We start from the raw sequence: 23,902 nt of genomic DNA on the forward strand, positions 1-23,902 counted from the left end.
CCTTAAACACAAAATTCCTGACAGGCCCCGCATCGCCGATGCGCGCGCATGCGCGCCGCGTGCCCACCTACCGCTCGATCGCACGGGGCCCCGATACGTACGGATTGCCCGGCACGCTCCATCGCCACGGCAGATCCGTGCCGACGCGGATACCGATGCGCGGGCCGCCTTTCGCGTGCGCGGGCGGTGCCGTGCCGTCGTCGACGATCGCGAAGCCGTCGCACGCGCACACGAGGTCGGCGCCGTCCTGCGCACCGGTGATGCCCATCGCCTGCGTGAGCCGAGCCGGGCCGCGACACAGGTCGCGATCGCGCGTCTGCGGCGGACGCGCGGCGCGCATCCGCTCGATGCCGGACAGCGGTTCGAGCGCCCGGATCAGCACGCCGGTGCCGGCGCCGTCCGGGCCGCAGACGCAGTTGCAGCACCAGTGCATCCCGTACGTGAAATACACGTACATGTGCCCGGGCGGCCCGAACATCGTCGCGTTGCGCGGCGTCTTGCCGCGATAGGTATGCGCGGCCGGGTCGATCGCGCCGGCATAGGCTTCCACCTCGACGATCCGCCCTGCGCGACCGTCCGCGGACGCGAGAATCTTGTTCAGCAGCAGCGGCGCGACCGTCGGCGCGGCGCGATCGAAGAACGCACGCGACAGCAGGGTGCCGGGCCAGCCCGGCGTGCGCCTATTTCGCGTCATGAGGCAACTCCGGTCGATAGCGGCAGCGCCGAGCGCCGCCATGCGAAGCATAAGACAGGCGTCGATCGACGTGGCGGCCCGTCGCGGCGGCCGTCATGTGCGGATCGATTCTGGAGAAAAGCATGTCGAGATGCGGGGCGATGAGGTCGGGCAGTGTGTCGGTCACGTTCCGGACAGGCCGGACAACGTTCGTGGGCCGTCGTCAGGCACCGCGATCGTATCACCCCTCGTGACGCGGAATCGGCATGCCGCGCACGTGCCGGCCGACTATTGCTCTTCGCGTCGGGATCGGCGAATCAAGTGCCATTCCAAAAACGCGTTGTACGCGAAAAGAATCGCTGTCGTGAATGCCAGCCCTCCCGTCGTGAGCACGCCGGGCGCAACGACGCAGCTCAGTGCGGCTATCCCGACCGACATGGGCAGCGTTCTGCCGAAGGCGCCGAGCAGGATGGCAAACCATCCATCTCCATATTCAGTGCTGAATCTATCGGGATAGATGCCATACCTCAGAAACTTCACAAGCGGCCTTTGAGAACGACGAAAGCGCATGAGGGCTCCGGACGCCTGAATCCATTGCAAAATACCGGTGTGCGAGCGTACAAAATGCCCGCACACGGCAGAACGAAAAATTGCCGATCAGTCAGATCCAGGCTTGCCCGAGAAAGGCTCCTGCGCCGCTCAACAACGCAGATTGCGGCCCACGGACCGCGCCGACCAGGGCTGCGCCTCCGACCGCAGCCCAATTGACGGGCGCTGGATTCAGCTGACAGGAAAGGGCACCGCCGACTTGTTGCAGTTCATTTCGATTGAGCTCACGCATTGATTCGGTCTCCATAAAAAGTGAATTATTGTCGGCGGTCTCCACCTCGCATTCAGCGCCGACGGTTCACTCTATCTGCAAATCCGCTGACAAAAAATATGGCTTTCCTCACGGTTACGAGGAAACTCCCTCGCCGCCCCCCAACCCAACGGAAATGACTCGAGACCGCACTGTGGCGGACTGTAAAGCGCGGCCTTCGAACTGGTCTCCCCCCGTCGACGACACGCCCCGGACCGCCGCGACACGCTGCTGGCAGAAAGCTCGGAATCCCCGCCGCAAAAAGAAAAACCCCGCCAAAAGGCGGGGTTGATCTTCACGGGTTCCGCGTGCGGGAAATCAGAACGGAATATCGTCGTCCATCTCGTCGAAGCCGCCGCCAGCCGGCGCGCTCGGGCGGCTCTGGCCACCGCCGCCACCGCCACGCGCCGCGCCGCTTGCACGACCGCCACCGCCGCCGCGCTCCATCTGCTCGCCGCGACCGCCGCCGCCACCACCGTAGCCGCCGCCATAACCGCCTTCGTCACCGCCGCCACCGCCCGAGCCGCCGCGGCCGCCGAGCATCTGCATCTGGTCGGCGACGATTTCGGTCGAATAGCGATCCTGGCCGTCCTGGCCTTGCCACTTGCGCGTGCGGATCCGGCCTTCGATGTAGACCGACGAGCCCTTCTTCAGGTATTCGCTGACGATTTCGGCGAGACGGCCGAAGAACGCGACGCGATGCCACTCGGTCATTTCCTTGAACTCGCCGCTCGCCTTGTCCTTGTAGCGGTCGGTGGTCGCGAGACGGATGTTCGCAACCGCGTCGCCGCTCGGCAGGTAACGGACTTCAGGATCGGCGCCGAGATTGCCGACGAGGATGACCTTGTTGACGGATGCCATGTGTTTCTCCAATAGATTCGATGCCGGGCCGCCCGCGGATCCAGTCGCGGGCGCCCGCCGGGCACGCCGGCAAGCACCGCCCGTGCCCGCCCGGATGAAGGATCAGGCCTTGCGCGGCGGTGCTTTCATGCTGGCCGCGATTATAAGCCACGCTGCGACGAGCCCCGAGCACGCGTAGAAGACGGTGTCCGCGCCGCCGTGCTTCAGCAGCCAGCCGCCCGCGATGCCGCCGAGCGCGAGCCCGACCGACTGCGTGGTGTTGTACACGCCCGTGGCCGCGCCCTTGCGCGAACCGGGCGCGAGCTTCGACACGAGCGACGGCTGCGATGCTTCCAGGATGTTGAAACCCAGGAAGTACACGAACAGAATCGCCGCCACAATCAGGATGGTATGCGGCGCGCTGCCGAGCAGCAATTGACCGATCAGGATAGCGACGATGCCGCCGAGCAGCACCGGCTTCATCTTGCCCCGCTTTTCGGCGACGATGATCGCCGGCACCATCATCACGAACGCGAGCGCCATCACGGGCAGATAGACCTTCCAGTGCGACGCAACGGGCAGCCCGCCGTCGACGAGCAGGCGCGGTACGACGAGAAACAGCGCCGTCTGCGTCGCATGCAGCACGAGCACGCCGAAGTTCAGACGCAGCAGCTCGACGTTGTGCAGCACCTCGGCGAACGGCGCGGGCACGTGCACGGGCTTCGCGGCGTCGGGCACGACCCACAGCACGACGCCGATCGCCAGAATCGACAGCACGCCGACGATCGCGAACAGCCCGCTCATGCCGACCCAGTGGAACACGATCGGCGCGCCGACGATCGCGATCGCGAACGACACGCCGATCGAGCCGCCGACCATCGCCATCGCTTTCGTGCGGTTCTGCTCGGAGGTCAGATCGGCAATGAACGCGAGCACCGCCGACGACACGGCGCCCATCCCCTGAATCACGCGGCCGACGATGATCCACGTGATGTCGTGCGCGAACGCGGCGACGAAGCTGCCGAGCGCGAAGATCAGCAGCCCCGTCGCGATCACCGGCTTGCGGCCGAACCGGTCGGACGCCCATCCGTAGAAGATGTACAGCAGCGATTGCGTGACGCCGTACGCGCCGAGCGCGATGCCGACGAGCACCACGTTGTCGCCGCCCGGAATCGTTTTCGCGTAGACCGAGAACACCGGCATGATCATGAACAGCCCGAGCATGCGCAGCGCAAAGATCGCCGCGAGCGACGTGGTCGCGCGCAGTTCGGGCGCACTCATGCGGGAAGACGTGGCGGACGGATTGGACATCTGAATGAATTTCGAATGATCGGAGTGTCCGCCCGGCGGCAGGGGCGGAAAGATCAGGGCCGGGCAATCGGCGGGGCGCGATGCCGCGGCGTGCCGGCCGCCGGAGCGCCGGAGCGCCGGAACGCCGGCCGCCGGAACCGCGCGGTGCGGCCGCTTTCCCGACGCGGAAGACGCCTTGCTGCCACCTGCTGCAAAGGCCGGAGGCCCCCGACGACGGTCTCGAAAAGCCGTTATAGTAGCAGGTTTGGTTTCCTCCATTTTCGCCAGGTTCATGGAACAGATTCGTATCCGTGGGGCGCGCACCCACAACCTGAAAAACGTCAATCTCGACCTGCCGCGACACAAGCTGATCGTGATTACCGGGTTGTCCGGCTCGGGCAAGTCCTCGCTCGCGTTCGACACCCTTTATGCCGAAGGTCAGCGCCGCTACGTGGAAAGCCTGTCCGCGTACGCCCGCCAGTTCCTGCAGCTGATGGAGAAACCGGACGTCGACCTGATCGAGGGGCTGTCGCCCGCGATCTCGATCGAGCAGAAGGCGACGTCGCACAACCCGCGTTCGACCGTCGGCACGGTCACGGAAATCCACGACTACCTGCGACTTTTGTACGCACGGGTCGGCACGCCGTACTGCCCCGATCACAACATTCCGCTCGAAGCGCAGAGCGTGTCGCAGATGGTCGATGCGGCACTCGCGCTGCCCGAGGAAACCAAGCTGATGATCCTCGCACCGGTCGTCGCGAACCGCAAGGGCGAGCACGCCGAGCTGTTCGAGGACATGCAGGCGCAGGGCTTCGTGCGCTTTCGCGTGCGCTCGGGCGGCGGCACGGCGAACGAAGGCGTCGCGAAGATCTACGACGTCGATTCGCTGCCGAAGCTGAAAAAGAACGACAAGCACACGATCGACGTCGTCGTCGATCGCCTGAAGGTGCGCCCCGACATGAAGCAGCGTCTCGCCGAATCGTTCGAGACGGCGCTGCGTCTTGCCGACGGCCGCGCGATCGCGCTCGAGATGGACACCGACCGCGAGCACCTGTTCAGCTCGAAGTTCGCGTGCCCGATCTGCTCGTATTCGCTGCAGGAGCTCGAGCCGCGCCTGTTCTCGTTCAACAACCCGATGGGCGCGTGCCCGGAATGCGACGGCCTCGGCCAGATCACGTTCTTCGATCCGAAGCGCGTCGTCGCGCATCCGTCGCTGTCGCTCGCGGCCGGCGCGGTGAAAGGCTGGGATCGCCGCAACCAGTTCTACTTCCAGATGCTGCAGAGCCTCGCGGCGTTCTACGAGTTCGACATCGACACCGCGTTCGAGGATCTGCCCGAGAAGATCCGCAAGGTGCTGCTGTTCGGCTCCGGCAAGCAGACGATTCCGTTCTCGTACATCAACGAGCGCGGCCGCACGACGGTGCGCGAGCACGTCTTCGAAGGGATCATCCCGAACCTCGAGCGGCGCTACCGCGAGACCGATTCGGTCGCCGTGCGCGAAGAGCTGTCGAAATACCAGAACAACCAGCCGTGCCCGTCGTGCGACGGCACGCGCCTGCGTCGCGAGGCGCGCTTCGTGCGGATCGGCACGGGCGACCACGCGCGGGCGATCTACGAGATCAGCGGCTGGCCGCTGCGCGACGCGCTCGGCTATTTCGACGGGCTGACGCTCGAAGGCGCGAAGCGCGAAATCGCCGACAAGGTGATCAAGGAAATCGTCGCGCGCCTGACGTTCCTGAACAACGTCGGCCTCGACTATCTGTCGCTCGAGCGCAGCGCCGAAACGCTGTCGGGCGGCGAAGCGCAGCGCATCCGGCTCGCGTCGCAGATCGGCTCCGGCCTGACCGGCGTGATGTACGTGCTCGACGAGCCGTCGATCGGTCTGCACCAGCGCGACAACGACCGGCTGATCGCGACGCTCAAGCATCTGCGCGATCTCGGCAATTCGGTGATCGTCGTCGAGCACGACGAGGACATGATCCGCACCGCCGACTACGTCGTCGACATGGGTCCGGGCGCGGGCGAGCACGGCGGCGTGGTCGTCGCCGAAGGCACGCCGAAGCAGGTGCAGGCGAACCCGCAGTCGCTGACGGGCCAGTATCTCGTCGGCGCGCGCACGATCGACTATCCGGACGAGCGCATCGCGCCCGATCCCGAGCGCATGCTGCGCATCGTCGACGCGCACGGCAACAACCTGAAGCACGTGAACCTCGATCTGCCGGTCGGTCTGCTGACCTGCATCACCGGCGTGTCGGGCTCCGGCAAGTCGACGCTGATCAACGACACGCTCTATCACGCGGTCGCACGGCACCTGTACGGCTCGTCCGCCGAGCCGGCCGCGCACGAAGCGATCGAAGGGCTCGAGCATTTCGACAAGGTCATCAACGTCGACCAGTCGCCGATCGGCCGCACGCCGCGCTCGAACCCGGCTACCTACACGGGCGTGTTCACGCCGATCCGCGAGCTGTTCGCGGGCGTGCCGACCGCGAAGGAGCGCGGCTACGATCCGGGCCGCTTCTCGTTCAACGTGAAGGGCGGCCGCTGCGAGGCGTGCCAGGGCGACGGCGTGCTGAAGGTCGAGATGCACTTTCTGCCGGACGTCTACGTGCCGTGCGACGTCTGCCACGGCAAGCGCTACAACCGCGAGACGCTCGACGTGCAGTACAAGGGCAAGAACATCAGCGAAGTGCTCGACATGACCGTCGAGCATGCGTACGAGTTCTTCAGCGCGGTGCCGGTCGTCGCGCGCAAGCTCAAGACGCTGCTCGACGTCGGCCTCGGCTACATCCGCCTCGGCCAGTCGGCCACCACGCTGTCGGGCGGCGAAGCGCAGCGCGTCAAGCTGTCGCTCGAGCTGTCGAAGCGCGACACGGGCCGCACGCTGTACATCCTCGACGAGCCGACGACGGGCCTGCATTTCCACGACATCGCGCTGCTGCTCGAAGTGATCCATCGGCTGCGCGACCAGGGCAACACGGTCGTGATCATCGAGCACAACCTCGACGTCATCAAGACGGCCGACTGGGTGATCGACCTCGGCCCCGAAGGTGGCGCCGGCGGCGGCCAGATCATCGCGCAGGGCACGCCCGAGCAGGTCGCGAAGACGAAAGCGAGCTTCACCGGCAAGTATCTCGCGCCGCTCCTCAAGCGCCCGACGCGCAAGGTCGCCGCAGGCTAATCGCCCCGGTCGCCCGGCGCGCAGCGGCCGGGCAACGCTTGCGCCGCGACGGGCGGCCGCCGCGCCGCCCGTCGTCATTTCCGCTTCGTGTCATTCCCCGCACGCCAAACGGCCCGTTCGAGCCCATAATGGCGGCTATACTTTACGGCCGTAAGCTTGGTAATCCGCACCAGGCCGGTGCATCGGCGGCGATCGGCCGCCCGGGATGGCTCGGAGCCGCTGCGCAGCCCGCACGCGCTCCTGCCGACAAGGAATTGACGATGGAGAAGCAACAAGAGCCGGCGCGCGATGCGCAAAGCCGCGAGCCGCACCTGCGCAGCGTGCGGCTCACGAGCGACTTCAGTCTGCCGAAGCTGTCGGCGATCGAAATCGGCAGCTACGTGTTCGCGCTGGCCGCGATGTGGCTCGTCCTCGATCTGAAGCTGCTCGGCGGGCTACTCGCCGGGCTGCTCGTCTATCAACTGATCCATACGATCGCGCCGGTGATCGAGCGCCACACGACGAGCATGCGCGCGCGCTGGGTCGCGGTCGTGCTGCTCGCGATCGCGATCGTCGGCGCGCTGACGGGCCTGTCGATCGCGGTCGTCGAGCACTTCGAGCACACGGTGCCGAACCTGCAGGCGCTGCTCGGCCAGCTGATGCAGATCGTCGAACAGACGCGCGCGCGCACGCCCGCATGGATCGCGAACGTGCTGCCGGTCGACGTCGAGCAGATGAAGGCGAAAGCCGCGGTGCTGATGACCGCGCACATGGATCAACTGCAGCAAAGCGGCAAGAACGTCGCGCGCGGCTTCGGCCACGTGCTGTTCGGGATGATCATCGGCGCGATGATCGCGATCGGCGTCGAGCACGGCAAGGTGCGCCGGCCGCTGTCGACCGCGCTCGTCACGCGCGTGTCGCGCTTCGCCGACGCGTTCCGCCGGATCGTGTTCGCGCAAATCAAGATCTCGGCGATCAATGCCGCGTTCACGGGCCTCTACCTGCTCGTCGCGCTGCCGATCTTCCACGAGCGGCTGCCGCTGTCGAAAACGCTCGTGCTCCTCACCTTCATCGTCGGGCTGCTGCCGGTGATCGGCAACCTCGTGTCGAACACGCTGATCGTTGCCGTGTCGCTGTCGGTCAGCATGGGCACCGCGATCGCGTCGCTCGCGTTCCTCGTGATCATCCACAAGCTCGAGTATTTCCTCAACGCGAAGATCATCGGCGGCCAGATCGAATCGCGCGCGTGGGAGCTGCTGCTCGCGATGCTGATCATGGAAGCCGCGTTCGGGCTGCCGGGCATCATCGCCGCGCCGATCTTCTATGCGTACATCAAGCGCGAACTGCAGATGCTGCGGATGATCTGACGCCGCGCCGCACGCGAAAAAAACGCCGCGCCCCCGAATGTCGAGGGCGCGGCGTTTCTCGTTTGGGCGACGCGTGCCGAAGCGGCCGCTCAGCGGAACACGACCGTCTTCGTACCGTTGAGCACGATGCGGTGCTCGACGTGCCACTTCACCGCGCGCGCGAGCGTCACGCATTCGACGTCGCGGCCGATCGCGGTCAGCTGGTCCGGCGTCATGCTGTGATCGACGCGCTCGACCTCCTGTTCGATGATCGGCCCTTCGTCGAGATCCGTCGTCACGTAGTGCGCGGTCGCGCCGATCAGCTTCACGCCGCGGTCGAACGCCTGATAGTAAGGCTTCGCGCCCTTGAAGCTCGGCAGGAACGAGTGATGGATGTTGATCGCGCGGCCCGCGAGCCGCTCGCACATGTTCGGCGACAGGATCTGCATGTAGCGCGCGAGCACGACGAGGTCGGCCTGATGCTCGTCGATCACGTCGAGCACGCGCGCTTCCTGCGCGGCCTTCGCGGCATCGGACGAACCGCCGACCAGCGGGAAGTGATGGAACGGGATGTCGTAGCTCGCCGCGAGCTGGTAGAAGTCCTTGTGGTTCGACACGATCGCCGGAATCTCGATCGGCAGCTGGCCCGTGCGATAGCGGAACAGCAGGTCGTTCAGGCAATGGCCGATCTTCGACACCATGATCACGACGCGCGGTTTCACCGACGCATCGTGCAGTTCCCAGCGCATCGCGAACTGCTCGGCGAGCGGCGCGAAATCGTCGCGCAGCGTGTCGAGCGCCGAGGCGGCATCCCGGCCCGCGCCGTCCTGTTCAAAATGCACGCGCATGAAGAACTCGCCGGTGCGGCTGTCGCCGAACTGCGCGGAATCCAGAATGTTGCTGTTGCGCTCGAACAGAAAGCCCGAGACCGCGTGGACGATGCCGTGCCGGTCGGGGCACGACAGTTTCAAGATAAAGCTGTGATCGGTCGACATGACCGTACTCCCTTCGTTTCCGTATTCGTCAAATGGCTCGCGTGGGCCGCGCGGCCGCGAGCCGCGTCAGGCGGCCGGCGCGAACAGCGCATCGAGGCCCGCCGCGTCGGCGGCCGGCAGCCAGCCGTGACGCAGCAGCGTGTCGAGCGTCGCGAGGCTCGCGTCCATCGTCGCGTGCCCGTCGCGCAGCCAGCCGATCACCTCGGGCACGCCGGCCAGCAGATGTTCGGCCACTTCGCCGTCCTGGTTGTGCGGCGCGAAGTCGTGCGGCAACGGCAGGTCGTACACGAAGATCAGTTCGGACTGCGTGCCCTCCGGCAGCGAGCACAGCACCTGCACCGCGCGGCCCGCGATCGCGCGCGCCGCGAGTTCGGCCGGGATGCCGGCCTCTTCCCAGCATTCCTTCACCAGCGTCTCGCGCACGCCGAGCCCCCAGCCGATGCCGCCGGCGACCACGTTGTCCAGCAGGCCGGGGTCGGTCGCCTTCGTCGCGCTGCGGCGGCCGAGCCACAGCTGCGGCGTGCCTGCCGCGCCGGGCGAAACCGCATATTCTACGATGCCGTTCACATGCACCGCATAAGTCTGCGTGCCGAAGAAGCGCGACGCCGCGCGCTCGATGTAGGCGAGCGGCGGATCGTCGAAGCGGTTGCGGATCGCATAGATCTCGTCGCGCCAGCCCGGAATCGCGCCTTCTGCCGCCAGCGCGCCGATCGCGCTCGCGAGCGCCATGCTGCGCGCGTCGACGGTGTCGTAGCGATCGGACAGCACGACGCGCGCGTCGGACAGTTCGAACACGTCGGGCCAGCGCGCGAGCCGCGCGACGTCGCGGCGGCGGATCCAGCCGACCGCCGCCCCGGCGATTTCGAAGCGCACGTGCGCGGACGGATCGAAGCGGCGCGCGGCCGCGATGCACGGAAAGGTCATCGTCGTCAGTCCTTCAGCGCCACGCGAATGCCGATCGCGATGAAGGTCGCGCCGGCGAGACGGTCGAGCCAGACGCCGGCCTTCGGACGGCGCTTCAGCCACGCGCCGATCGCGCCCGCGCCGACGCCGAACAGCGAGAAGATCGCGGCCGTCTGCAGCATGAACAGCGCGCCGAGCTCGAACATCTGCAGCGTCACGGGCTGCACGCCGTGCGGATCGACGAACTGCGGCAGGAACACGACGAAGAACAGCGTGACCTTCGGGTTCATCAGATTGCCGATCAGGCTCTGCCGGAAAATCGCGCCGAGCGGCTGCGGCGGCCGCGCATGCGCATCCGCGAGGCCGTGGCTGCGCAGCGCCTTGATGCCGATCCAGACGAGATACGCGGCGCCCGCGAGCTTCAGGATCTGAAACGCGACCGGCGACGAACGCAGCACGGCCGCGACGCCGAGCGCCGCGAGCGTCGTATGGAACAGGATGCCGGCCGTGAAGCCGAGCGCGGCGACGAAGCCGGCCGCGCGGCCCTGCGAGATGCCGCGCGCGAGCACCTGCAGGTTGTCGGGACCCGGCGCGAACGTGATCGCGACCGACGTGGCGAGAAACAGCATGAAGTTCGGCATCGTGGGCTCGCTGCGTGAGCCGGCGCTCAGTGGCCGGCGAATTCGGTGACGGTATAGACGGGCAGCCCCGCATTGCGCAGCAGCGCCGAGCCGCCGAGATCGGGCAGATCGATGATCGCCGCGCCTTCGACGACGACGGCGCCGAGCCGCTCCAGCAGGTTGCGTCCGGCCATCATCGTGCCGCCGGTCGCGATCAGGTCGTCCATGATGATCACGCGGTCGCCCGGCTTGCACGCGTCCTCGTGAATCTCGACGGTCGCGCTGCCGTACTCGAGCTCGTACGATTCCGAACGCGTCTTGTAAGGCAGCTTGCCGACCTTGCGGATCGGCACGAAGCCGACGCTGAGCTCGTACGCCACGATCGGCGCGATGATGAAGCCGCGCGCGTCGAGCCCCGCGACGTAGTCGAGCTTCGCGTCGACATAGCGCTCGACGAACAGGTCGACGAGGATGCGCAGCGCCTTCGGGCTCTGCAGCAGCGTCGTGATGTCGCGGAACATCACGCCGGGCTGCGGCCAGTCGGGCACCGTGCGGATCTGGCTGTGAATGAAGGCGACCGGATCGAGCGGCGCGCCCGATGACGAATGCGACATGAAACTCTCCGAAAAAAACGGTGCGCGAAGCTCGGGCACCGTTTCGAAAAAATACGGGTCAGGTAATGAATCGCGGCTCACGCGGCGACGGCCGGCGGATCGCGGCGATGGCGCGACAGCCGCTCCTCCGCGAGCGCGAGCGCCTCGGGCAGCCCGCGCAGCACGACGATGTCGCTCGCACGCAGCTTCGTCTGCGGATCGGGTTCGACGCCGCGAATGCCGTGCCGGCGGATCGCGGTGACTTCGAGCCCGAGCGCGTAGAGCCCGAGCTCCTCCAGCGAGCGCCCGACCGCGTCCGCACGCGCGTCGACCGGCACCGATTGTAGCCGTACCTGCTCGTGATCGTCGTCGTCCGCATCGTCGGCGCCGTGGAAATAGCCGCGCAACAGGCTGTAGCGCTCGTCGCGCATCTCCTCGACGCGCCGCACGACCTTGCGCATCGGCACGCCGACCAGCACCAGCGTATGCGACGCCAGCATCAGGCTGCCTTCGACGATCTCCGGAATCACCTCGGTCGCGCCGGCCGCGAGCAGCTTCTCGAGATCGGCATCGTCGACGGTGCGCACGATCGCCGGCAATGTCGGCTCGAGTTCGTGCACGTGGTGCAGCACGCGCAGCGCGGACGGCGTATTCGCGTACGTGATGGCGACGGCCGCCGCGCGATGGATGCCGGCCGCGAGCAGCGACTCGCGGCGCGCGGCGTCGCCGAACACGACCGATTCGCCGGCCGTCGCGGCCGCGCTCACGCGATCGGGGTCGAGGTCGAGCGCGACGTACGAGATGCCTTCCTGTTCGAGCATCCGCGCAAGGTTCTGGCCCGCGCGGCCGTAGCCGCAGATGATCACGTGGCCGCGCTGCTTCAGGCTCTGCGTCGCGATGCGCGTCATCTGCAGCGACTGCTGCATCCATTCGGTCGACGACAGCCGCATCACGATCCGATCGGCGTTCTGAATCAGGAACGGCGCGGCGAGCATCGACAGCAGCATCGACGCGAGAATCGCCTGCAGCAGCGTCGCGTCGACGAGATGGCGATCGAGGATCAGGTTCAGCAGCACGAAGCCGAATTCGCCGGCCTGCGCAAGCCCGATACCGGTGCGCATCGCGACGCCGGGCGTCGCGCCGAACAGGCGCGCGAGGCCCGCGATCATCGTCGCCTTGAACAGGATCTGGCCGACGAAAAATCCGCCCACGAGCAGCGGATGCTCCCAGATCACGCGCGGGTCGAGCAGCATCCCGGTCGTCACGAAGAACAGGCCGAGCAGCACGTCGCGAAACGGCTTGATGTCCTCCTCGACCTGATGACGGAACGGCGTCTCGGCGATCAGCATGCCGGCGATGAATGCGCCGAGCGCGAGCGACAGCCCGAAGCGGTCGGTGATGAACGCGGCGCCGAGCGTGACGAGCAGCAGGTTCAGCACGAACAGTTCCTGCGAGCGGCGCCGCGCGACGACGTTGAGCCAGCGCGTCATGAAGCGCTGGCCGATGACGAGCAGCAGCGAGAGCGCGATCACGATCTTGACGGCCGCGAAGCCGAGCGTCAGCGCGAGATCCTTCGACGACTCGGCGCCGAATGCGGCGATCACGATCAGCAGCGGCACCACCGCGAGATCCTGGAACAGCAGCACGCCGAAGATGTTGCGGCCGTGCTCGGTCTCGATCTCGAGCCGCTCGGCGAGCATCTTCGAGACGATCGCCGTCGACGACATCGCCAGCGCGCCGCCGAGCGCGACGCTGCCCTGCCACGTGATGTCGACCCAGCGCTGGAACAGCATGCCGAGCACGACCGCGAGCGCGAGTGTCGCGACCACCTGCATCAGCCCGAGGCCGAACACGAGCCGCTGCATCGCGCGCAGCTTCGCGAGCGAGAACTCGAGACCGATCGAGAACATCAGGAACACGACGCCGAACTCGGCGAGATGCTCGGCGCGCTCGAGGTCGCCCGCCACGCCGAACGCGTGCGGGCCGACCAGGATGCCGACGGTCAGGTAGCCGAGCATCGGCGGCAGATTCAGCGAGCGAAATACGACGACGCCTACCACCGAGGCCAGCAGCAGCAGCAGGGTCATTTCGAGCGGGGAAATCACGGGCGGAGCGTCCTCGTTCGTCGGGGCCACGGCAAGACGGGCGCGGCAAGTGGCGATAGACCGGCGACATCGGACACGTCCGAATGGGCCGGCGCGGCGAACAAACGCCTTTGCTATACTCCGCGCATGATAGCGAAAATCAATGATGATCGGGCGCTCGCGCTCGCCCGCGACGTGCTCGACATCGAGGCGGACGCCGTGCGCGCGCTGCGCGACCAGCTCGACGGCAGCTTCGCCCACGCCGTCGCGCTGCTGCTCGGCTGCCGCGGCCGCGTCGTGGTCTCCGGCATCGGCAAATCGGGGCACATCGCCCGCAAGATCGCGGCCACGCTCGCGAGCACCGGCACGCCCGCATTCTTCGTCCATCCGGCGGAAGCGAGCCACGGCGACCTCGGCATGGTCACGCCCGACGACGTCTTCATCGGCATTTCCTATTCCGGCGAGTCGGAAGAACTCGTCGCGATCCTGCCGCTCGTGAAGCGGATCGGCGCGAAGCTGATCGCGATCACGGGCCGCGCGGAATCGAGCCTCGGCACGCTCGCCGACGTGAACCTGAACGCGGCGGTGTCGAAGGAAGCGTGCCCGCTGAATCTCGCGCCCACCGCGAGCACGACCGCCGCGCTCGCGCTCGGCGACGCGCTCGCCGTCGCCGTGCTCGACGCGCGCGGCTTCGGCTCCGAAGATTTCGCGCGCTCGCATCCGGGCGGCGCGCTTGGCCGGCGCCTGCTGACCTACGTGCGCGACGTGATGCGCACGGGCGACGACGTCCCGTATGTCGGGCTCGACGCGACGCTCTCGGACGCGCTGTTCCAGATCACCGCGAAGCGGATGGGCATGACGGCCGTCGTCGACACGAACCGCAAGGTCGCGGGCATCTTCACCGACGGCGACCTGCGCCGCGTGCTCGCGCGCGACGGCGATTTCCGCCGCCTGCCGATCGCCGACGTGATGACGCGCGAGCCGCGCACGATCGGCGCCGACCATCTGGCGGTCGAAGCGGTGGAACTGATGGAGCGCCACCGGATCAACCAGATGCTGGTCGTCGACGCCGATGGCGTGCTGATCGGCGCGCTGAACATGCACGACCTGTTTTCGAAGAAGGTGATTTGATGAGCGCTGCGCTGACTGCAGCCGAACGCGCGAGCCGCGTCAAGCTGATGATTTTCGACGTCGACGGCGTGCTGACCGACGGCGGCCTGCTGTTTACCGCCGCGGGCGACGCGATGAAGTCGTTCAATTCGCTGGACGGCCACGGCGTGAAGCTGCTCGGCGAAGCCGGCATCGCGACCGCGATCATCACGGGCCGCCGCTCGGAAATCGTCGCGGCGCGCGCGAAGGAAATGAAGATCACGCACCTGTTCCAGGGCGTCGAGAACAAGCTGAGCGTCTTCACCGATCTGACCGCATCGCTCGGCATCGCGCCGGACGCGTGCGGCTACATGGGCGACGACTGGCCCGATCTGCCGGTGATGCTGCGCTGCGGCTTCGCGGCTGCGCCGGCGAACGCGCATCCGGAAGTCATCGCGCGCGCGCACTGGGTCGCGGAAGCCCGCGGCGGCGAAGGCGCGGTGCGCGAAGTGTGCGATACGGTGCTGCGCGCGCAGCGCCGCTACGACGCGCTGCTGGCAGCCGCGTGCGGAGCCTGACGGATGAACCCGCATTTCCGCTGGACCCAGTTGCTCCCGCTCGTTGCCGTCGCGGCGCTCGCGGGCATTACATGGTGGCTGCTGCAGGCGACGCTGCCGCCGCCCGGCGAAGGCGTCGCGCAGCCGAAGCGCCACACGCCCGACTATTTCGCGGACAACTTCTCGGTCACCGAGCTCGACCAGTCCGGCACGACGCAGTACCGGCTGACGGCCGCGAAGCTCGTCCACTACGAAGACACCGAGTCGAGCGACCTGACGATGCCCGCGATGCGCGCGTTCCAGCCCGGCAAGCCGGTCGTCACGACCACCGCGAAGCGCGGCACGGTCAACGGCGACGTGTCGATCGTCGATCTGTACGACGACGCGCGGATCCTGCGCGCGGCCGGCGGCGGCGACCCGCAGATGCAGGCCGATTCGCAGCATTTCCGTATCTTCGTCAATGACGACGTGATCCAGACCGAAAAGCCGGTTAAACTTCAGCGCGGCCTGTCGCTCGTCAACGCGACCGACGGCATGAAGTACAACAACGTCACCCGGGTCATCGAGCTTTACGGCAACGTGCGCGGCACGATCGCCGCGTCGGACGCGTCCGGCGGCTCGAAAGGTCAACCCAAGTGACGCTTCCCTCACGTGACTGCATGAACGAACCGTTCCCTCGACAGAATTCCGGCGGCGCTGCGCGCGCCGTCCGCGCCGCGCTCGCCGCGACGCTCGTCGCCCTGCCCCTCGTCGGCCTGGCGCCGCTCGCCCACGCCGAGAAGGCCGACCAGAACAAGCCGATCAACGTCGAGGCGGACAACCTGACCTATGACGACCTGAAGCAGGTCACCGTCGCCACCGGCAACGTCGTGATCACGAAGGGCACGATCAAGATCACCGGCGATCGCGTCGAAGTGCGCCAGGATCCGGAGGGCTATCAGTACGCGACGTCGTTCGGCAGCGGCAAGAAGCACGCGACGTTCCGCCAGAAGCGCGAAGGTCTCGACGAATACATCGACGGCGACGCCGAGCGCATCGACTACGACGGCAAGCAGGATCTCACCACGCTGACCACCGCCGCCACCGTGCGTCGCCTGCAGGGCACGTCGACGATCGCCGACACCGTGCACGGCAGCGTGATCACGTACGACGGCCAGCACGACTTCTACACCGCGAAGGGCGGCAAGGACGTCGCGGCGCCCGGCAATCCGAACGGTCGCGTGCGCGCGATGCTGTCGCCGAAAAACGGCGGCCCGGGCCCGATGAACGGTGCGCCGGCGAAGCTGTCGCCGTCGACCACGATCCAGGGAGCGCCCGGTCAATGAACGCGCTCCCGAATCGCCAGCCGGCCGGCACCACGAGTTCGCTCGTCGTACGCAACCTGAAGAAGCGCTACGGCTCGCGCACAGTCGTCAAGGACGTATCGCTCGACGTGAAGAGCGGCGAAGTGGTCGGCCTGCTGGGCCCGAACGGCGCCGGCAAGACGACCTCGTTCTACATGATCGTCGGCCTCGTGCCGCTCGACGCGGGCGAGATCTCGCTGAACGGCAGCTCGATCAGCCTGCTGCCGATCCACAAGCGCGCGTCGCTCGGCCTGTCGTATCTGCCGCAGGAAGCGTCGGTGTTCCGCAAGCTGACCGTCGAGGAGAACATCCGCGCGGTGCTCGAGCTGCAGCACGGCGACGACGGCAAGCGGCTGTCGAAGGACGCGATCGCGTCGCGCACCGAAGCGCTGCTCGACGAGCTGCAGATCGGCCATCTGCGCGAGAACCCCGCGCTGTCGCTGTCCGGCGGCGAGCGACGCCGCGTCGAAATCGCGCGCGCGCTCGCGACGAACCCGAGCTTCATCCTGCTCGACGAACCGTTCGCGGGCGTCGATCCGATCGCGGTGCTCGAGATCCAGAAGATCGTCAAGTTCCTGAAACAGCGCAACATCGGCGTGCTGATCACCGATCACAACGTGCGCGAAACGCTCGGCATCTGCGACCACGCGTACATCATCAGCGACGGCTCCGTGCTTGCGGCCGGCGCACCGAACGAGATCATCGAGAACGAAAGCGTTCGCCGCGTGTATCTCGGCGAACATTTCCGCATGTAACGCGCCGCTGGCAGCGCCCGCCCGGCCGTGCCGCGCGGGGCCGCGCCCAGCCTCGCGGACGTGCCGCCGGCCGGGCGGCGCGCCACGCGTAATCGCGGATGGCTCAATGCGCCTGGGTCGTGGCAAACTGCCGGTATGACTCCCTCTCTGCCATGAAAGCCAGCCTCCAACTCCGCCTGTCGCAACATCTGGCGCTGACGCCCCAGCTACAGCAGTCGATCCGACTCCTGCAGTTGTCGACGCTCGAATTGCAGCAGGAAGTGGCGATGGCGGTCGCCCAGAACCCGCTGCTCGAGAACGACGACGAATGGATCGCGAGTCCGCTGCGCGTTGCGGCGGACGGCTCGCTGATCGCGCAGACGCCGCCCGTGTCGAACGGCGAGCCGGCCATCGCGAACGGCAACGGCCAGTCGAGCGATCGTGCGGAGCGCGACGAACCGGCCGGCGCCGACGAATACGACGGCTACGCGGCCGGCGACGCGAGCGACGGCCCGCAGTGGAACCTCGACGAATTCGGCCGCGCGAGCGGCGCCTCCGACGACGACGATCTGCCGCCGCTGCAGGTACAGGAAGCGGCGACGTCGCTGCGCGATCATCTGTCCGCGCAGCTGCGCGTCACGCAGGCAAGCCCGCGCGATCGCGCGCTCGTGATGTTCCTGATCGAGTCGCTCGACGACGACGGCTACCTGACCGCATCGCTCGACGAGGTGCTCGCCGATCTGCCGCCCGAACTCGAAGTCGACTGCGACGAACTGAACGCGGCGCTCGCGCTGCTGCACAGCTTCGATCCGGCCGGCGTCGGCGCGCGTTCGGCATCGGAATGCCTGAAGCTGCAGCTGCTGCGGCTCGATCCGTCCCCGACGCGCACGCTCGCGCTCGAGATCGTGTCGCAACATCTGGAACTGCTCGCCGCGCGCGATTTCACGCGGTTGCGCAAGCATCTGAAGGCCACCGACGACGCGCTGCGCGACGCGCACGCGCTGATCCGCTCGCTCGAGCCGTTCCCCGGCGCGGCCTACGGCAAGGCCGAAGCCGACTACGTGGTGCCCGACATCATCGTGAAGAAAGTCGGCCAGGGCTGGCAGGCCGAACTCAATCCCGAGGTCGTGCCGAAGCTGCGCATCAACAACCTGTACGCGAACATCCTGCGCAACAGCCGCGGCGATCCGTCGGCCGGCTCGCTGAAGCAGCAGCTGCAGGAAGCGCGCTGGCTCATCAAGAACATCCAGCAGCGGTTCGACACGATCCTGCGCGTCGCGCAGGCGATTGTCGAACGTCAGAAGAATTTCTTTGCGCACGGCGAAATTGCCATGCGCCCCTTGGTTTTGCGGGAAATAGCTGATACGCTGGGCCTACACGAGTCGACTGTCAGCCGTGTGACAACGGGCAAGTACATGCTGACCCCGTTCGGGACGCTTGAATTTAAGTACTTCTTCGGATCGCACGTCTCGACCGACACCGGTGGCGCCGCATCGTCGACCGCCATCCGTGCCCTCATCAAGCAACTGATAGGAGCCGAAGACCCCAAATCGCCACTTTCGGACAGCCGCATTGCCGAGCTGCTGGCAGAACAAGGCTTCGTGGTCGCGCGCCGCACGGTTGCGAAATATCGCGAAGCCCTCAGGATCCCGGCAGTGAATCTGCGCAAGTCTCTTTAAGCCTGCTGCCTGCCCGGCGGCAGGCGTGTTCCGGCCACCGCGCACACGGGGAACAGGCCGGGCGACCTGTCCGCGATTCGCCGCCTCGTGCGGGACGGGCAAGTCGACCGGAGCGCCGCCTCGATGCGGCCGGGTGGTCACTCGCTTGGAGAAGCACTATGAACCTGAAGATCAGTGGACATCATCTCGAAGTCACGCCTGCGATTCGCGAATACGTGATCACCAAGCTGGACCGGGTGCTACGGCATAGCGATCAGGTGATCGATGGCACTGTGATCCTCTCGGTCGACAACCACAAGGAAAAGGACAAGCAGCAGCGTGCGGAAATCAATCTGCACCTGAAGGGCAAGGACATCTTCGTCGAAAGTTCGAACGGCAACCTGTATGCAGCGATCGATCTGCTGATCGACAAGCTGGACCGCCAGGTCGTCAAGCACATGGAGCGCCTGCAGACGCACGCGCACGATCCGATCAAGCTGCAGCCGGCCGTCGACCAGATCGAACTGCCGCCGCAATAACCGTTACCGCAACACAGCGCCGCCCGGTTCGCCGGGCGTTTTTTTTGCGGTGCCGCGCAGCGGCGCCGAGGGTCGGCCGCGCTGCACCACGCGCGCGGCTGTGTTCTATAATGCTCCGGTTATCGCCGGGGGGCGTTGATCCGGTCGCCGTGCGTTGCAAGCTTCCGATGCCGAACGCCTTGATATCGTCGAACATGGACCATCAGTCTGCCGCCGCAAGGAGACCCCAGGCCGTCCAATCGCCTGCCAACATGAATCGCCTAGCCAAAATCCTGCCCATAGAGAACGTCGTCATCGACCTCTCCGTCACCAGCAAGAAACGCGTTTTCGAACAAGCCGGGCTGATCTTCGAGAATCAGAACGGCATCGCTCGCAGCACCGTCACGGACAATCTGTTCGCGCGCGAGCGCCTCGGCTCGACCGGTCTCGGCGAAGGCGTCGCGATTCCGCACGGACGCATCAAGGGCCTCAAGCATCCGCTCGCGGCATTCGTGCGGCTCGCCGATGCGATCCCGTTCGAGGCCCCCGACGGCCAGCCGGTTTCCCTCCTGATTTTCCTGCTCGTTCCCGAGCAAGCCACACAGCAGCACCTCGAGATCCTGTCTGAAATCGCGCAGCTGCTGTCCGACCGCGACGCGCGCGAGCGTCTGCACAACGAAACGGATCCCGCCGAGTTGCATCGCCTGCTCACTCAGTGGCAACCTTGAGCTGATCCGGGCGGAATATTTTCCCGAACGACGCGGCCGGCGCCGCCGCGCACGGCCACCCGGCGCCGGTCCGGCATCGCGACGCCCGTCGCCGTGCATCGATACCGGCTCATTGGAGTGACGCAGTCATGGATACGTCCAGCATCAACGCCCAGAGCATCTTCGACGACAACGCGGCCACGCTGAAGCTCAGCTGGCTGACGGGGCATGAAGGCTGGGAGCGCGGCTTCTCCGCCGATACCGTCGCGAACGCGACGTCGAGCGCCGACCTCGTCGGCCACCTGAACCTGATCCACCCGAACCGGATCCAGGTGCTCGGCGAAGCCGAGATCGACTATTACCAGCGGCAGACCGACGAAGACCGTTCGCGGCACATGGCCGAACTGATCGCGCTCGAACCGCCGTTCCTCGTCGTCGCCGGCGGCGCCGCGGCGCCGCCCGAGCTGGTGCTGCGCTGCACGCGTTCCTCCACGCCGCTGTTCACGACGCCGATGTCCGCAGCGGCGGTCATCGACAGCCTGCGTCTCTACATGTCGCGTATCCTCGCGCCGCGCGCGACGCTGCACGGCGTGTTTCTCGACATCCTCGGGATGGGCGTGCTGCTCACGGGCGACTCGGGCCTCGGCAAGAGCGAGCTCGGCCTCGAGCTGATCAGCCGCGGTCACGGGCTCGTCGCCGACGATGCCGTCGATTTCGTCAGACTTGGCCCCGATTTCGTCGAAGGCCGCTGCCCGCCGCTGCTGCAGAACCTGCTGGAAGTGCGCGGCCTCGGCTTGCTCGAGATCAAGACGATCTTCGGCGAAACCGCGGTACGGCGGAAGATGAAGCTGAAGCTGATCGTGCAGCTCGTGCGGCGCCCCGACGGCGAATTTCAGCGCCTGCCGCTCGAAAGCCAGACCGTCGACGTGCTCGGCCTGCCGATCAGCAAGGTGACGATTCAGGTGGCGGCCGGCCGCAACCTCGCGGTGCTCGTCGAGGCCGCCGTGCGCAATACGATCCTGCAGCTGCGCGGCATCGACACGTTGCGCGATTTCATGGATCGGCAACGACTCGCGATGCAGGATCCCGAAAGTCAGTTCCCCGGCAAGCTCGTCTAGCGTCGGCGCGCATCGCCGCACACCGCCGCGATGCGCCGAGCCGGTGCTATGATGAAACGTCAGTTTTCCCAGGTTCCCATGCGCATCGTCCTCATCACCGGCATTTCCGGCTCCGGCAAGTCCGTCGCGCTGAACGCGCTCGAAGACGCCGGCTATTATTGCGTCGACAACCTGCCGCCGCATGTGCTGCCCGAGCTCGCCCGCTACCTCGACGAAGCCGGTCAGCGCCGGCTCGCGGTCGCGATCGACGCGCGTTCGAGCGCGTCGCTCGACGAAATGCCCGGCCTGATCCGCTCGCTGTCGCGCGAGCACGACCTGCGCGTGCTGTTCCTGAACGCGAGCACGCAGGCGCTGATCCAGCGCTTCTCCGAAACGCGGCGGCGCCATCCGCTGTCCGGTTCGCCGTCGCACGATGCGAACGTCGGGCTGCTGTCGTCGCTCGAGGAAGCGATCGAGCGCGAACGCGAACTCGTTGCGCCGCTCGCCGAATTCGGCCATCAGATCGATACCAGCACGTTGCGTGCGAACGTATTGCGCACGTGGGTCAAGCGCTTCATCGAGCAGAACAGCAACGACCTGATGCTGATGTTCGAATCGTTCGGCTTCAAGCGCGGCGTGCCGCTCGACGCCGACCTGATGTTCGACGTGCGCGCGCTGCCGAATCCGTATTACGACCACGAGCTGCGCCCGCTCACCGGGCTCGACCAGCCGGTCATCGCCTTCCTCGACGCACTGCCGATCGTCCATCAGATGATCGACGACATCCATGCGTTCCTGATGAAATGGCTGCCGCATTTCCGCGAAGACAACCGGAGCTATCTGACCGTCGCCATCGGCTGCACGGGCGGCCAGCACCGGTCGGTGTTCATCGCGGAAACGCTTGCCGCGCGCTTTGCGTCCGCGGCAAACGTGATCGTGCGGCATCGTGACGCGCCGGTGGATGTCGACGCGTCGTCGCGGCTCGTCACCGAGGTCGACCGACCTTAGCGACGCCCGCTCCTCCGTCGACGCGCCATGTCTTCCCTATCGACCACCCTGATCGACCTGCCGCTGTTTCCGCTGCACACGGTGCTGTTCCCCGGAGGCTTGCTGCCGCTGAAGGTGTTCGAGGCGCGCTATCTCGACATGGCGCGCACCTGCCTGCGTGACGACGCGCCGTTCGGCGTGTGTCTGCTGAAAAGCGGTCCGGAGGTCGCGCAGGACGGCGCGGTGTCGGTGCCCGAGACGATCGGCTGCATGGCGCGCATCGCCGAATGCGATACGGGCGAATTCGGGATGCTCTATCTGCAGGCGATCGGCACGCAGCGCTTCGAGCTGCTGTCGTATCGCGTCGAATCGAACGGGCTGCTGGTCGGCATCGCGGAGCCGCTGCCCGACGACATCCCGCTCGAAGGCGAGCAGGCGCTCGCGCAGTTCGGCTCGTGCGCCGAAGTGCTCGAGCGCATCATCAGCGCGCTGCAGAAATCGGAGCCCGGGCGCCTGCCATTCGCCGAACCGTTCCGTCTCGACGATCCGAGCTGGGTGTCGAACCGCCTCGCGGAACTGCTGCCGCTCGACCTGCGCGCACGGCAAAAGCTCATGGAGTTTCCCGATGTGGGCGCGCGCATCGACGCGGTCCACCACGTGCTCGACCGGCACGGCTGGCTCTGAGCGCGGCCGCGCTCAGCCCGGCTTCGTTCGTTACAGCAGCGGCCCGCTCAGCGCGTCGAGCAGCTTGCGCACCGGCGCCGGCACGCCGTAGGTATCGAGCGCGCTCAGCGGCACCCACGCAGTATCGGCATCCTGCGCCTGCGCAAACGGCACGACCGCCGCCTCGCTCGCGACATCGCTGAGCCGCGGTTCGATCTCGAGCCGGAAATGCGTAAACGTATGCGTCAGCGGCGCGAGCGGCACCGGGCCGCCGCCGCCGAAACGGCGTGCGAGATCCGCGAGCTCGGCATCGCCGTCGGCCTGCGGCAAACTCCACAAGCCGCCCCAGATGCCGGCCGGCGGACGCCGCTCGAGCAGGACGGCGTCGCCGTCGCGCAGCACGAGCATCCAGGTCTTGCGCGTCGGCACCGCCTTTTTCGGCCGCGCGGCCGGCAGTTCGCGCTGCCGCCCGGTCGACTGCGCGACGCAGTCGCCCGCGAACGGACAACGCGTGCAGTCGGGCTTGCCGCGCACGCAGAGCGTCGCGCCGAGATCCATCAACCCTTGTGTGTACGCGCTCACGTCGTCCGGATGCGCCGCGTCGGGCAACAGCGATTCGGCGAGCGCCCACATGTCGTTTTCGACGCGCTTCTCGCCGGGAAACCCTTCGATGCCGAATACGCGCGCGAGCACGCGCTTCACGTTGCCGTCGAGGATCGTCGCGCGTGCGCCGTAGGCGAACGATGCGATCGCCGCGGCCGTCGAGCGGCCGATGCCCGGCAGTTCGGCGAGCGCATCCGGCGTGGCCGGAAATGCGCCGCCGTGCTCGGCGACGACGACCTGCGCGCAGCGATGCAGGTTGCGCGCACGCGAGTAATAGCCGAGGCCGGCCCACAGCGCCATCACGTCGTCGATCGGCGCGGCCGCAAGCGCGGCGACGTCCGGATAGCGTTCGAGAAAGCGCGTGTAATACGGCACGACGGTCGACACCTGCGTCTGCTGCAGCATGATTTCCGACAGCCAGATCCGGTACGGATCGCGCGTGTTCTGCCACGGCAGGTCGTGGCGGCCGTGCTGGCGCTGCCACGCGATCAGGCGCGGCGCGAACGTGCGATGCAGCGGCGTGACGGGAAAAGGAGCGGGGGCGATGCGGGGCGGCTTCAAGTTTTGGAATCGGGAAAAGGAAGGT

23 protein-coding genes are annotated in these 23,902 nt (G+C 66.9%); 13 read left to right on the forward strand and 10 right to left on the reverse strand.

The annotated features are described in order from the left end of the window. Positions 1–67: 67 nt before the first annotated feature. From HMPREF3115_RS16935 to HMPREF3115_RS16950, 4 genes are all read right to left on the reverse strand, one after another. Positions 68–694 (reverse strand): DNA-3-methyladenine glycosylase, encoded by a 627-nt coding sequence (locus tag HMPREF3115_RS16935; RefSeq protein ID WP_070555280.1) that lies wholly within the window; start codon positions 692–694, stop codon positions 68–70. 640 nt (positions 695–1,334) lie between these two features. Next, positions 1,335–1,559 carry a hypothetical protein gene (locus HMPREF3115_RS31940; RefSeq protein WP_200053068.1) on the reverse strand — a complete coding sequence of 75 codons (225 nt, stop codon included), beginning with the start codon at positions 1,557–1,559 and terminating at the stop codon, positions 1,335–1,337. A 291-nt stretch (positions 1,560–1,850) separates the two neighbouring features. Then, positions 1,851–2,393 carry a single-stranded DNA-binding protein gene (locus HMPREF3115_RS16945; RefSeq protein WP_070555283.1) on the reverse strand — a complete coding sequence of 181 codons (543 nt, stop codon included), beginning with the start codon at positions 2,391–2,393 and terminating at the stop codon, positions 1,851–1,853. Positions 2,394–2,495: 102 nt separating this feature from the next. Then, positions 2,496–3,683: an MFS transporter gene (locus HMPREF3115_RS16950; RefSeq protein ID WP_006406614.1), complete on the reverse strand. Its 1,188-nt coding sequence runs from the start codon at positions 3,681–3,683 to the stop codon at positions 2,496–2,498. A gap of 271 nt (positions 3,684–3,954) precedes the next feature. On the opposite strand from HMPREF3115_RS16950, the gene uvrA reads away from it, so the two are divergent. Beyond that, a complete protein-coding gene (uvrA, locus tag HMPREF3115_RS16955) occupies positions 3,955–6,840 on the forward strand; it encodes an excinuclease ABC subunit UvrA (protein WP_070555287.1) in 2,886 nt (961 codons plus the stop codon). Between the two features lie 260 nt (positions 6,841–7,100). Beyond that, complete coding sequence (locus HMPREF3115_RS16960) at positions 7,101–8,186, forward strand: AI-2E family transporter (RefSeq protein ID WP_006406616.1); 1,086 nt, start codon at positions 7,101–7,103, stop codon at positions 8,184–8,186. Between the two features lie 89 nt (positions 8,187–8,275). Here the strand turns inward: HMPREF3115_RS16960 and purU are convergent, their stop codons facing one another. The 5 genes from purU to HMPREF3115_RS16985 form a co-directional block, all read right to left on the reverse strand. Further along, complete coding sequence (gene purU / locus HMPREF3115_RS16965; RefSeq protein ID WP_006398265.1) at positions 8,276–9,160, reverse strand: formyltetrahydrofolate deformylase; 885 nt, start codon at positions 9,158–9,160, stop codon at positions 8,276–8,278. A 66-nt stretch (positions 9,161–9,226) separates the two neighbouring features. Beyond that, complete coding sequence (locus HMPREF3115_RS16970) at positions 9,227–10,084, reverse strand: NUDIX hydrolase (RefSeq protein WP_070555290.1); 858 nt, start codon at positions 10,082–10,084, stop codon at positions 9,227–9,229. A 5-nt stretch (positions 10,085–10,089) separates the two neighbouring features. Next, a complete protein-coding gene (locus HMPREF3115_RS16975) occupies positions 10,090–10,704 on the reverse strand; it encodes a LysE family translocator (RefSeq protein WP_070555293.1) in 615 nt (204 codons plus the stop codon). A gap of 26 nt (positions 10,705–10,730) precedes the next feature. Continuing rightward, complete coding sequence (locus tag HMPREF3115_RS16980; protein ID WP_012212706.1) at positions 10,731–11,297, reverse strand: adenine phosphoribosyltransferase; 567 nt, start codon at positions 11,295–11,297, stop codon at positions 10,731–10,733. A gap of 77 nt (positions 11,298–11,374) precedes the next feature. Next, on the reverse strand, positions 11,375–13,381 hold the full coding sequence (locus HMPREF3115_RS16985; RefSeq protein ID WP_006398261.1) for a monovalent cation:proton antiporter family protein: 2,007 nt from the start codon (positions 13,379–13,381) through the stop codon (positions 11,375–11,377). A gap of 126 nt (positions 13,382–13,507) precedes the next feature. Here HMPREF3115_RS16985 and kdsD point away from each other — a divergent pair, with 126 nt between their 5' ends. The 11 genes from kdsD (at position 13,508) to HMPREF3115_RS17040 (ending at position 22,734) form a co-directional block, all read left to right on the forward strand. Next, a complete protein-coding gene (gene kdsD / locus HMPREF3115_RS16990) occupies positions 13,508–14,491 on the forward strand; it encodes an arabinose 5-phosphate isomerase KdsD (RefSeq protein WP_006406620.1) in 984 nt (327 codons plus the stop codon). Further along, on the forward strand, positions 14,491–15,027 hold the full coding sequence (locus tag HMPREF3115_RS16995) for a KdsC family phosphatase (protein ID WP_006406621.1): 537 nt from the start codon (positions 14,491–14,493) through the stop codon (positions 15,025–15,027). The genes kdsD and HMPREF3115_RS16995 overlap by 1 nt, the downstream gene beginning before the upstream one ends. Before the next feature lie 3 nt (positions 15,028–15,030). Beyond that, positions 15,031–15,645 (forward strand): LPS export ABC transporter periplasmic protein LptC, encoded by a 615-nt coding sequence (gene lptC, locus HMPREF3115_RS17000; RefSeq protein WP_006398258.1) that lies wholly within the window; start codon positions 15,031–15,033, stop codon positions 15,643–15,645. Between the two features lie 20 nt (positions 15,646–15,665). Continuing rightward, positions 15,666–16,331 carry a lipopolysaccharide transport periplasmic protein LptA gene (lptA, locus tag HMPREF3115_RS17005; RefSeq protein WP_006398257.1) on the forward strand — a complete coding sequence of 222 codons (666 nt, stop codon included), beginning with the start codon at positions 15,666–15,668 and terminating at the stop codon, positions 16,329–16,331. Continuing rightward, a complete protein-coding gene (lptB, locus tag HMPREF3115_RS17010) occupies positions 16,328–17,104 on the forward strand; it encodes an LPS export ABC transporter ATP-binding protein (RefSeq protein WP_006398256.1) in 777 nt (258 codons plus the stop codon). The genes lptA and lptB overlap by 4 nt, the downstream gene beginning before the upstream one ends. Positions 17,105–17,256: 152 nt before the next feature. Beyond that, a complete protein-coding gene (locus HMPREF3115_RS17015; RefSeq protein WP_006398255.1) occupies positions 17,257–18,762 on the forward strand; it encodes an RNA polymerase factor sigma-54 in 1,506 nt (501 codons plus the stop codon). Positions 18,763–18,920: 158 nt separating this feature from the next. Then, complete coding sequence (gene hpf, locus HMPREF3115_RS17020; protein ID WP_006398254.1) at positions 18,921–19,280, forward strand: ribosome hibernation-promoting factor, HPF/YfiA family; 360 nt, start codon at positions 18,921–18,923, stop codon at positions 19,278–19,280. A 194-nt stretch (positions 19,281–19,474) separates the two neighbouring features. Continuing rightward, positions 19,475–19,987: a PTS sugar transporter subunit IIA gene (locus HMPREF3115_RS17025; RefSeq protein ID WP_035488861.1), complete on the forward strand. Its 513-nt coding sequence runs from the start codon at positions 19,475–19,477 to the stop codon at positions 19,985–19,987. A 128-nt stretch (positions 19,988–20,115) separates the two neighbouring features. Next, positions 20,116–21,084 (forward strand): HPr(Ser) kinase/phosphatase, encoded by a 969-nt coding sequence (hprK, locus tag HMPREF3115_RS17030; protein ID WP_070555296.1) that lies wholly within the window; start codon positions 20,116–20,118, stop codon positions 21,082–21,084. A gap of 78 nt (positions 21,085–21,162) precedes the next feature. Next, positions 21,163–22,071 carry an RNase adapter RapZ gene (rapZ, locus tag HMPREF3115_RS17035; protein WP_006409809.1) on the forward strand — a complete coding sequence of 303 codons (909 nt, stop codon included), beginning with the start codon at positions 21,163–21,165 and terminating at the stop codon, positions 22,069–22,071. Positions 22,072–22,098: 27 nt separating this feature from the next. Then, positions 22,099–22,734: an LON peptidase substrate-binding domain-containing protein gene (locus tag HMPREF3115_RS17040; RefSeq protein ID WP_053296824.1), complete on the forward strand. Its 636-nt coding sequence runs from the start codon at positions 22,099–22,101 to the stop codon at positions 22,732–22,734. A 30-nt stretch (positions 22,735–22,764) separates the two neighbouring features. On the opposite strand, the gene mutY is transcribed toward HMPREF3115_RS17040, so the two are convergent. After that, complete coding sequence (gene mutY / locus HMPREF3115_RS17045; protein ID WP_059939093.1) at positions 22,765–23,877, reverse strand: A/G-specific adenine glycosylase; 1,113 nt, start codon at positions 23,875–23,877, stop codon at positions 22,765–22,767. Positions 23,878–23,902 lie beyond the last annotated feature (25 nt).

The sequence above is a fragment of the Burkholderia sp. HMSC10F09 genome (assembly GCF_001806955.1).
GTDB classification, from domain to species: Bacteria; Pseudomonadota; Gammaproteobacteria; order Burkholderiales; family Burkholderiaceae; genus Burkholderia; species Burkholderia multivorans.